The organism is Mesorhizobium sp., from assembly GCF_024509055.1.
GTDB lineage: Bacteria > Pseudomonadota > Alphaproteobacteria > Rhizobiales > Rhizobiaceae > Mesorhizobium.
The window spans coordinates 17,087-25,415 of the sequence record NZ_JANINM010000364.1 but is presented as its reverse complement, the minus strand read 5'-3'; the positions used below and the strand labels follow the sequence as shown (position 1 = coordinate 25,415).

Sequence of the window (8,329 nt, the reverse complement as noted above, 5' to 3'; positions counted from 1 at the left end):
CTCACGCTCTTGGTGCCGCTTTGCCTGATCGCGGGGACGGTCATGTTCATGGCCACCGAGCGGCGCGACTGGCGGCAATTGGGCCGCATCCTGATCGGCGTCGGCCTGCTGATTCTGTCGCTGGAGATGATCGGCCAGGCATCCGAGCCGCTGCGCAACAGCGACCTGATGCCGCTGATCATCAATTACTTCTCGGGCGATTCCATCACGACCTATCTTTTGGCAGCGCTGGTCACCTGGCTGTTCCAGTCCAGCATCGCCGCGGTCCTTCTGATGGCGACGCTGGCGGGCCGCGGGCTGATCACGCCCGAACTGGGCGTCGTGCTGGTACTCGGCGTCAACCTTGGTTCCTCGCTCATCGCGCCGATGCTGACGCGGTCGGCCACGCCCGAGGTGCGCATCGTGCCGATAGGCAATCTCCTGATGCGCGGCCTCGGCTCGCTGATCATGTTGGTCCTGATCATGACCTTCAAGCCGCATTTCGCCTTCCTCGGCAAAACCGCGCCTGATCAGATCGTCAACGCCCACATCCTGTTCAACGTGCTGATCCTGCTTGCCGGCCTGCCGCTTGCCGGCCTCGTCTATCGCGCTTCCGGGCGGATCGTGGCACTCGGCAGCAAGTCTGAGCCCGTCGCCGCGCTCGACGTCGTGGAGCTTTCGGCTTTGAACGAGAGCGCGCTCGACACACCGAGCCAGGCGCTCGCCAACGCCACGCGCGAGGTGGTGCGGGTCTGCGAGACCGTCGAGATCATGCTAAAGCGCATCATCGAGCTCTATGAGGACGCCGATCCCGCCAAGATCAAGGCGCTTGCCGCCCTCGACGACCGCGTCGACAGGAAGCATGCCGCGATCAAGCTCTATCTCGCCAAGATCACCAGGAATCCACTGACCGAGGACGAGGCGTTGCGTTGCCAGGAACTGATCGGCGCCTGCGTCAAGCTGGAGCAGGTCGGCGACATCATCGTGCGCAACATGCTGGTGCATGTGAAGAAGAAGCTTGAGCGCGGCCTGGCCTTCACGCCGGAAGGTTGGCAGGAGCTCCGCGCCTTCCACTCCTCGGTGCTTGCCAATGCGCGGCTGGCGTTCAATGTGCTGGTCTCGCGCGATCCGGAAACCGCGCGCCAGCTGGTGCTGGAAAAGGATCTTTTGCGCGAGCGCGAGAAGGAAACCAGCGCCAGCCATTTCCTGCGCCTGCGAGAGGGCACCGCCAAGAGCGTCGAGACCAGCTCGATCCACCTCGACACGATCCGCGACCTGAAGCAGATCAACTCGCTGCTCGCCTCGATCGCCTATCCGGTGTTGGAGGAGCGTGGCCTGCTCGGTGGCTCGCGGCTGAAGGCCAGCTAAACCGTCGCATCGACGGTGTGCCTCGCGCCGGACAGAACAAAGTCTTTGCCCATCCTCGTTCCCGTCGGCTAAGGATCGGCTGAGGACCTTTTGGGAGGACGATCGGTCGATGGACACGCATTCGCGCAGCTTCGCCAAGGCGCTTTCCTGGCGCGCCACCGGCACGGTCGACACGATGATCATATCGCTGGTGGTCACCGGCAGCATCAAGCTCGCCGCCACAATCGGGCTCACCGAAGTCGTCACCAAGTCGCTGCTTTACTACCTGCATGAACGGGCCTGGCTGAAGATCCCCTACGGACGCAAAACCGCCGCGTAGTCGGAGTGACCGGCCGACTTGATCGGTCCAGTCAAGAAAAGCTAAAGCGCCATCGCCAATTTCTGCATTGCAGCGCTCGCGCAGGCGTGGTTTGAGGCGCGCATTCCTTGCATATGTTTTGAAACATGCTGCCGCTGATTGCCCTTTTCCTTGCCGCCTTCGCCTTCGGCACCACCGAATTCGTCATTGCCGGCGTGCTGCCCGAGGTAGCGCAGGGCCTTGGTGTTTCGGTGCCGACCGCCGGCTACCTCGTTTCCGGCTATGCCTGCGGCATTGCCATCGGCGGCCCGCTGCTTGCTTTGGCCACCAGCAAGGTCTCGCGCAAGACGCTGCTCATCGGGCTGACGATCGCCTTCACCCTTGGCCAGGCGGCCTGCGCGCTGGCGCCCGACTTCACCGCGATGCTTCTGCTGCGCATCGCGACCGCCGTGGCGCATGGCTGCTATTTCGGCGTCGCCATGGTGGTCGCGGTCAGCCTGGTGCGCGAGGATCAGCGCGGCAGGGCCGTGGCGGTGATCCTGTCTGGCCTGACCGTCTCCAACGTCATCGGCGTGCCGGCCGGCACCGCGATCGGCAGCCTGTGGGGCTGGCGCGCCACCTTCTGGGTGATGGGCTCTCTTGGGATCATCGCCATCGTCGCCATGCTGGCGCTGCTGCCGCGCACGGCCGGCGCCGCCAATCGGCCGGCCGGCCTGGCGCGCGAAGTGCGTGTGCTCGGCCGCCAGCAGGTCTGGACGTCGTTGATCCTCATGCTGATGCTGATGATCGGCCAGTTCGCGCTGTTCACCTACATCACGCCGATGCTGCTCGAAGTGACGGGCCTCGACGAGAGCCTGATCCCCTGGGTGCTGCTGCTCAACGGCGTCGGCGCCACGATCGGCGTCCTGGTCGGCGGCAAGCTTGCCGACTGGAAGCTGATGCCGTCGCTGATCGTCATGCTTGCCCTGCAGGCGGTGGCGCTCGGTGTCATACATCTTGTCAGCCCATACCCGGTGCCGATGATCGTCGCGATCGTCATCTGGGGCGGTCTCAACTTCGCCATCGGCGCGCCGATCCAGACCCGTATCCTCGCCTGGACGGCCGACGCTTCGAACCTCGCCTCCTCGCTGATCCCGTCCGGCTTCAATGTCGGCATCGCGCTAGCCGCGTCACTGGGCGCGGCGATGCTCAATGCCGGCTATGGCTATCGCAGCCTGCCGTTGGCGGGCTCGCTCGCGATGCTGGTGGCGGTGGTGGTGGCGATTGCCTCGCAAACCTGGGAATGGCGCAGCCGCGCGACACCGCCGCTGCCTGCGGCGGCGGAGTAGCTGGCATCTGGCCGTCGGGTTGTTGGCTCAGACCTTCTGCCGCGAGGCGCCTGGCGTTCCCGAAAGGATGGAAGCCAGGCTTTGAAGGCCTTCCTTCAGCCGTTCCCGATTGGGAGTGGCCCCCAGCGCCAGGCGGAAACCGTTGGCGAAGTCCTGCCCAACCGCAAACTCTTCCGCCGGGCTGATGGCCAGCCCTCGGCGGCGGGCGATGTCGGCCACCTCGCCCGAACGCAACTGGCTCTGCAGCGGATACCAGAGATGCAGGCTGGCGTCCGCTGCCACGAAGCCTTCAGTCAAGATGCTGCGGGCGATCTCTTGCCGGGCCTGCGCTTCGGCCCGCACGCCGCCGGTGATCTCCCCGGCAAGGCCGCCTCGCAGCCACTCGCAGGCGAGGCCCGTCATCAGTGGCGGCGCCATCATCGTCGTGCCGCGTATCGCTCTGGCGATCCGCTCGGCGGCTTGCGCGTCGGGTGCCGCCAGGAAGGCCGTGCGCAGGAAGGGCGAGATGCATTTCGCCAATGTCGCGACATGGAAGGTCCGCTCCGGCGCCAAGCTCAGAAAGGCTGGTGGCGGCGCGACGAGCAGGCGGCTGTAGGGGTCGTCCTCGATGATGGTCAGCTTGAGCTTGCCGGCCATGCGGGCGAGTTCGCGCCGCCTGCCTTCGGGCATGACCGACGCGGTCGGGTTCTGAAGCGTCGGGTTGAGGTAGAGAACGCGGGCGTTATGCTTTCGCGCCGCCTCCTCGATATCGTCCGGCCGCATGCCCTCGCCGTCATTGCCCACAGCGGCAAGCTTGCGCCGCGTGGCCTCGGCCAGCGCGATCAGGCCGGGATAGGTCAGCGCATTGGCAAGGATCGTGTCGCCCTCGCGCGTCTGTGACAGAAGCACGGCCGTGAGCAGCGCCTGCGCGCCAGAACCGACAACGACCTTGTCGACCGGCAGCCTGTCCCCCGTTTCGGCAAGCCATGACGTGCCGACCGCGCGCTCCACGGGCGAACCCGGACCGGGATGGTAGGAAAGCAGCGCTTCCGCGCTGGAGCGCTTGAGCAACCCTTCGACACCCGACCTGATCAGGGCGGGCAGGTTGAGGCCGGTCGGTGCCGGCGGAATGTTCATGCTTAGATCGAGGACAGGCTCCTCCGGCTCGCCCGGCGTGACGAAGGTGCCACGGCCCGCCGTCGCGTCGATCAGGTTCCTGCGCCTGGCCTCGGAAAACGCCCGCGTGACCGTCGTGAGATCGACCCCCAGCAGCCGCGCAAGTTCCCGCTGCGGCGGCAACCTGTCGCCGGGCTGCAATCGGCCGCTCGACCGGGCATCCGCAAGGGCGTCGACGATCTTCAGGTAGACAGGTCTCGGCCCCACCTCCAGGACCGGGCGCCAGTTGAGGTCACTTTCACCGGTCACTTTCGCCAATCCATACATTTTGTCGCATTGTATGCATACAAGTATGATATATGTATGTACCCGAGACCTCAAGGCCAGGCTGGCCTTATGCGAGGTCCATTGGAGCGACGATCATGGAAGACCTTGCGCATTATCCACGTCTGGTACCTTGGCAGGTAGGGATCCGGGGCCGCTGTCCGCGTTGCGGAGAGGGCCACCTGTTCGAGGGATTCCTGAAACTGGCTCCGAAATGCGATGTCTGCGGACTCGACTACTCCTTTGCCGACCCCGCCGACGGCCCGGCCTTCTTCGTCATCTGCTTTGCCTGTGTGCCTTCGGTGCTGTTCGCCGTCTGGGCCCAGGTGACCTTCGAGCCCTCCATGTGGTTCCATGCCTTCGTTTCGATCCCGATCGTGCTCGCGACCTGCATCCCGCCGCTGCGGCCGCTCAAAGGCTGGCTTGTGGCAAGCCAGTTCTATCACAAGGCCGAGGAAGGAAGGCTGGCCAGGCCTGGCGAGTAACCTTTAAAGGTCGATCCGGAACCTCAGGCTCTCCGCGCCGCCATAGGCGGCATCCTCGAAGAAGCGACCGACGAGCCTGCCGCCATTTGTCGTTATCACCTTTTGCGAGGCCGGGTTGCCCGGCTTCGCGGTGATCTCTACGTAATCGAGCCCGACCGCCCTCGCCTCGTCCAGCATCAGCCGCAGCGCTGCGGTGGCATAACCGCGGCCTCGCTTCCACGGCACCACCGCATAGCCGATATGGCCAAGCACGTGCGAAGGCAGCGCCGACGTGCCCCTCTGCCAGCGAAAGCCGATCGAACCGGCGGCCTCGCCATCCCAGATCCAGCGCCGGAAGCCCGGCAGCCGCGCGACCTTGGTGCCGTCCGGAAGCGTCAGCGGCGGTCCCTTCGCTTCGGGATCGTCAAGGCTTGCAAGAAATTCAACGGGATCCTTCTCGATCGCCTCGAGCTGCTCGCGCGTCGCTTCCAGGAGCCGCACATTGTCGGGCGACCACCCGCGCTCCAGCGCCGCCTTGTAGGACGGCAAGTGTTCGAGCGCGGGTTTGACGATTTCGATCATGGCTCGTTTCCTGTCGAGACCACGGATAGCCGCCGGACGCATTGCCCTCAAGTCGCGTGAAACTGGATTTCGCCCTTGTTCAGGAAGCAGGCCTTGTCAAACAGCGACAGGTCGAGCGGATTCGGCAGCCGGATATCGCCGATATCCGGGAAGGGTTTGCTGGCGGGGTCGTACGACCTGTCGACCTGTGAAATGAAGACCAGCACCAGTCCGCGTTCCCGGGCGAAAGACCTCAAGGCGCGGATCTGGACCATGAGCTCGGGATTCTCACGCTTCTGGTCGAGCAGTTGCAGATAGTCGATGACCGCAAGCGTGCCGCGCGGCGCTGACCGTAAGGTTTCGATGATGTAGCCGGCGCTGATGCCGTCGGAATTGTCGAAGTCGAACAGGTGGTCGAAATCTGCGGGTTCGACCCCGATGTCACGGAACCGGTCCAGGATATCGGCGTGCATGTATTCCAACGTCAAGAACACGGCTCGATTGCCCCGCCTCATGGCCGCCACGGCGAGTTCGAGGCTCATCAGCGTCTTGCCCTGGCCCGGCCGCGCCGCCATCAGAACCATGTCGCCGGGCGTCAGCCGGGCCAATAGATGGCCGGCGGGCGCAGCCTCGGCGGCTTTGGCCGCTAGCAGGCTCCAACTGCCGAAGCCTTCCCCGGCGGCGACCCGGTCGAGCGCATCGTGAAGGGGAACATTTTCCCGGCGCGACAGGAGCCTCGCCTGACGCTTCAGATGATAGATTGGCGCGGAAAGCCGCATCGAAAAACCTCCTGCCGCGAGCAGTCTTGGCAGCCCCTCCTCATGCCCGGCGCTCGAACAGTTGGTTCGGTGATCGAAAGCCCTGCATGGACAATGCTTTCCCGACGGAGGGAGGAGGCTTGGGCGCGCCGGAATCAGATGATAGCTGAACCGAAACGGACCGGAAATCGCCGAGATTGCATGGCGGCTTCAAATGTCGCCGTAATTCCACCTCCAAAAGACGTCGCTGAACTAGAAGTGTTTCGCCGTTGGGTGCGAGACCTTCTATGATCGGCCCGTGTGATTCACGGGTGCCAGACTACGCTTCGACAGGAGGGCGAACCGGTGCGGTTGAGATCTATTCCGCTGGGCGCGGCCATCTTTTGTCTTGTCGCCGTGCTGGCCGCGCTGACGGCGTCCGTCACTTCATTCGCGGCCTTGCGGCCATCGAACATTCCCGACTGGCTGCAGCGCCATGTCGGCGACGGCGAGGGCCAGATCTCGCAGGTCGTGCTGGAACGGGCGCGCGCGCTCTACCAGAAGAAGGTCAGCGACGGTTCGGTCAGCAACCCCTGCTATTTCGCCATGGACGCCACGCGTCCCGGCGATCTGGGCAACAGTGTGCTGGGTCAGCGTTACTACATCATCTGCGAAGCCAAGCAGCTCTTCCGCGCGGTTTCCTCGGGCCATGGCGGCGGCCGCAACCTCAAGGGCGTCGCCGACTTCTCCAATGGCAGGCGTTGCGCCAAGAACTTCGGCAACGCGATGGACTCCGAGCTGACGGCCGGCGGCGCCTACATGACCGCCGAGACCAAGACGTCCTTCAAGGGCTACTACCGTGTCGGCGCGCAAAACGCGGTGTTCATGCGCACCTTCATCCAGTTCGACGGCGAAGGCGAAGCGGCGAACGCAAGGCAGCGCGTGATCGGCGGCCATCCGGCTGCCTTGCTCAGAGGCATGTGCATGCGCAAGGAACCGAACAGCTCATACGCCGACCACGATGGCCTTGTCCCCTTCGGCAAGCTGGTGAACTATGCCGGCGGCCGCAGCAATGGCTGCACCAGTTGGTCGCCGGCCGATGCCGAACAGATCATCCCCCTCGTGAAGAACAACCCGACGACGCTCTACATCTATCCGGAATCGCGCGACATCGCCGCCGTTGCGCGCGCCAAGTCGGGCGGCCAGGCGCTCTCGGCCGCGGGTGTCTACTGGAACGCCTCCTGCCTGAAGGAGATCGGCGCCCCTAAATTCTGGCCGAAGAAGACGCTGGAGCCGATCATCGCGCAGTACAAGAAGGACCATCCGGCGCCGCCGCCGCAGCCGGTCCCGATGTGCAAGGATTAGCGAAGCCGCACCTACTGCAGCAGCCCCTTGACGATGGCGCTGGCCTTGGCGAAGTCCATCTGCCCGGCATATTTCTGCTTCAGCGCGCCGATCACCTTACCCATGTCCTTTTGGCTGGCGGCGCCGGTCGCCGCGATCGCCTCGCGCGCCGCCGCGGTGATTGCCGCATCGTCGAGCTGCGTCGGCAGGAACGCGCGGATGATCTCCATCTCGCCGCGCTCCTGCGCCGCCAGTTCCGGTCGCTTGCCGTCTTCGAAGGCCTTGGCCGATTCCTCGCGCTGCTTCACCATCTTGGCCAGGATCTGCAGGATCTCCTCCTCGCTCGCCGGCGGCTTGCCAGCGCCGCGATTGGCGATATCGCGGTCGTGGATGGCGGCCTGGATCAGCCGCAGCGTCGGCAGGCGGTGCTTGTCCTGCGCCTTCATCGCGCTCTTCAGGGATTCGGCGATTTTGTCGCGCATCGTGCTTCTCCTTCGAATGCGGCGGACAATAGCTTTGCCGATCGGCTAACGCAAATTCCGGCAAGCTGCTGATATTGCTGGACGAAAGCAAATCAGCCTTGGTTCGGGACCGCCGCATTGACCGCTCCCGCGCCTTCCCCTATGTACTCGGTCCTGCATGAGACAATGAAGTCATGTCGCCTAAAATGCGCGTAGCGGTTTTGGGAAAACGGCTTGGCTAGAAAGAACCGGCGTGTGCAAGTGGGCAAGCCTGCTTCGCGCGCCTTGCTGCGCAAGCGGTCCTGCCGACCGTTTAAGCGCCTGACAGGAGTGCCGCCATGGCCACGACCACCGCCCCCTGGGCCACCGA

At 64.5% G+C, this 8,329-nt stretch carries 9 protein-coding genes; 5 read left to right on the top strand and 4 right to left on the bottom strand.

Features of this window, described 5'->3' with window-relative positions; translation table 11 throughout:
• From Q0L57_RS15870 to Q0L57_RS15860, 3 genes are all read left to right on the top strand, one after another.
• Positions 1 to 1,347, top strand: a 1,347-nt coding sequence (locus Q0L57_RS15870) for a Na/Pi cotransporter family protein (RefSeq protein ID WP_296744099.1), incomplete at its 5' end; no start/stop codon positions are given.
• A gap of 109 nt (positions 1,348 to 1,456) precedes the next feature.
• Positions 1,457 to 1,666: a DUF2061 domain-containing protein gene (locus tag Q0L57_RS15865; RefSeq protein ID WP_296744098.1), complete on the top strand. Its 210-nt coding sequence runs from the start codon at positions 1,457 to 1,459 to the stop codon at positions 1,664 to 1,666.
• A gap of 125 nt (positions 1,667 to 1,791) precedes the next feature.
• Positions 1,792 to 2,973: an MFS transporter gene (locus Q0L57_RS15860; RefSeq protein WP_296744097.1), complete on the top strand. Its 1,182-nt coding sequence runs from the start codon at positions 1,792 to 1,794 to the stop codon at positions 2,971 to 2,973.
• Positions 2,974 to 3,000: 27 nt separating this feature from the next.
• On the opposite strand, the gene Q0L57_RS15855 is transcribed toward Q0L57_RS15860, so the two are convergent.
• Complete coding sequence (locus Q0L57_RS15855; protein ID WP_296744096.1) at positions 3,001 to 4,377, bottom strand: PLP-dependent aminotransferase family protein; 1,377 nt, start codon at positions 4,375 to 4,377, stop codon at positions 3,001 to 3,003.
• A 113-nt stretch (positions 4,378 to 4,490) separates the two neighbouring features.
• On the opposite strand from Q0L57_RS15855, the gene Q0L57_RS15850 reads away from it, so the two are divergent.
• Entirely contained in the window at positions 4,491 to 4,877 is a 387-nt protein-coding gene (locus Q0L57_RS15850) for a DUF983 domain-containing protein (protein WP_140640688.1), read from the top strand.
• A gap of 3 nt (positions 4,878 to 4,880) precedes the next feature.
• On the opposite strand, the gene Q0L57_RS15845 is transcribed toward Q0L57_RS15850, so the two are convergent.
• On the bottom strand, positions 4,881 to 5,438 hold the full coding sequence (locus Q0L57_RS15845; protein ID WP_296744095.1) for a GNAT family N-acetyltransferase: 558 nt from the start codon (positions 5,436 to 5,438) through the stop codon (positions 4,881 to 4,883).
• 47 nt (positions 5,439 to 5,485) lie between these two features.
• Entirely contained in the window at positions 5,486 to 6,196 is a 711-nt protein-coding gene (locus Q0L57_RS15840; protein WP_296744094.1) for a DNA helicase, read from the bottom strand.
• A gap of 324 nt (positions 6,197 to 6,520) precedes the next feature.
• On the opposite strand from Q0L57_RS15840, the gene Q0L57_RS15835 reads away from it, so the two are divergent.
• Positions 6,521 to 7,519 carry a hypothetical protein gene (locus tag Q0L57_RS15835; RefSeq protein WP_296744093.1) on the top strand — a complete coding sequence of 333 codons (999 nt, stop codon included), beginning with the start codon at positions 6,521 to 6,523 and terminating at the stop codon, positions 7,517 to 7,519.
• Between the two features lie 11 nt (positions 7,520 to 7,530).
• Here Q0L57_RS15835 and Q0L57_RS15830 read toward each other — a convergent pair whose 3' ends face one another.
• Complete coding sequence (locus Q0L57_RS15830) at positions 7,531 to 7,980, bottom strand: GatB/YqeY domain-containing protein (RefSeq protein ID WP_296744092.1); 450 nt, start codon at positions 7,978 to 7,980, stop codon at positions 7,531 to 7,533.
• Between the last annotated feature and the right edge of the window lie 349 nt (positions 7,981 to 8,329).

Coding starts and splice junctions, on each gene's coding strand:
- Q0L57_RS15830 (WP_296744092.1), bottom strand. CDS start 7,980: ATGCGCGACAAAATCGCCGAATCCCTGAAGAGCGCGATGAAGGCGCAG.
- Q0L57_RS15845 (WP_296744095.1), bottom strand. CDS start 5,438: ATGATCGAAATCGTCAAACCCGCGCTCGAACACTTGCCGTCCTACAAG.
- Q0L57_RS15860 (WP_296744097.1), top strand. CDS start 1,792: ATGCTGCCGCTGATTGCCCTTTTCCTTGCCGCCTTCGCCTTCGGCACC.
- Q0L57_RS15865 (WP_296744098.1), top strand. CDS start 1,457: ATGGACACGCATTCGCGCAGCTTCGCCAAGGCGCTTTCCTGGCGCGCC.
- Q0L57_RS15850 (WP_140640688.1), top strand. CDS start 4,491: ATGGAAGACCTTGCGCATTATCCACGTCTGGTACCTTGGCAGGTAGGG.
- Q0L57_RS15840 (WP_296744094.1), bottom strand. CDS start 6,196: ATGCGGCTTTCCGCGCCAATCTATCATCTGAAGCGTCAGGCGAGGCTC.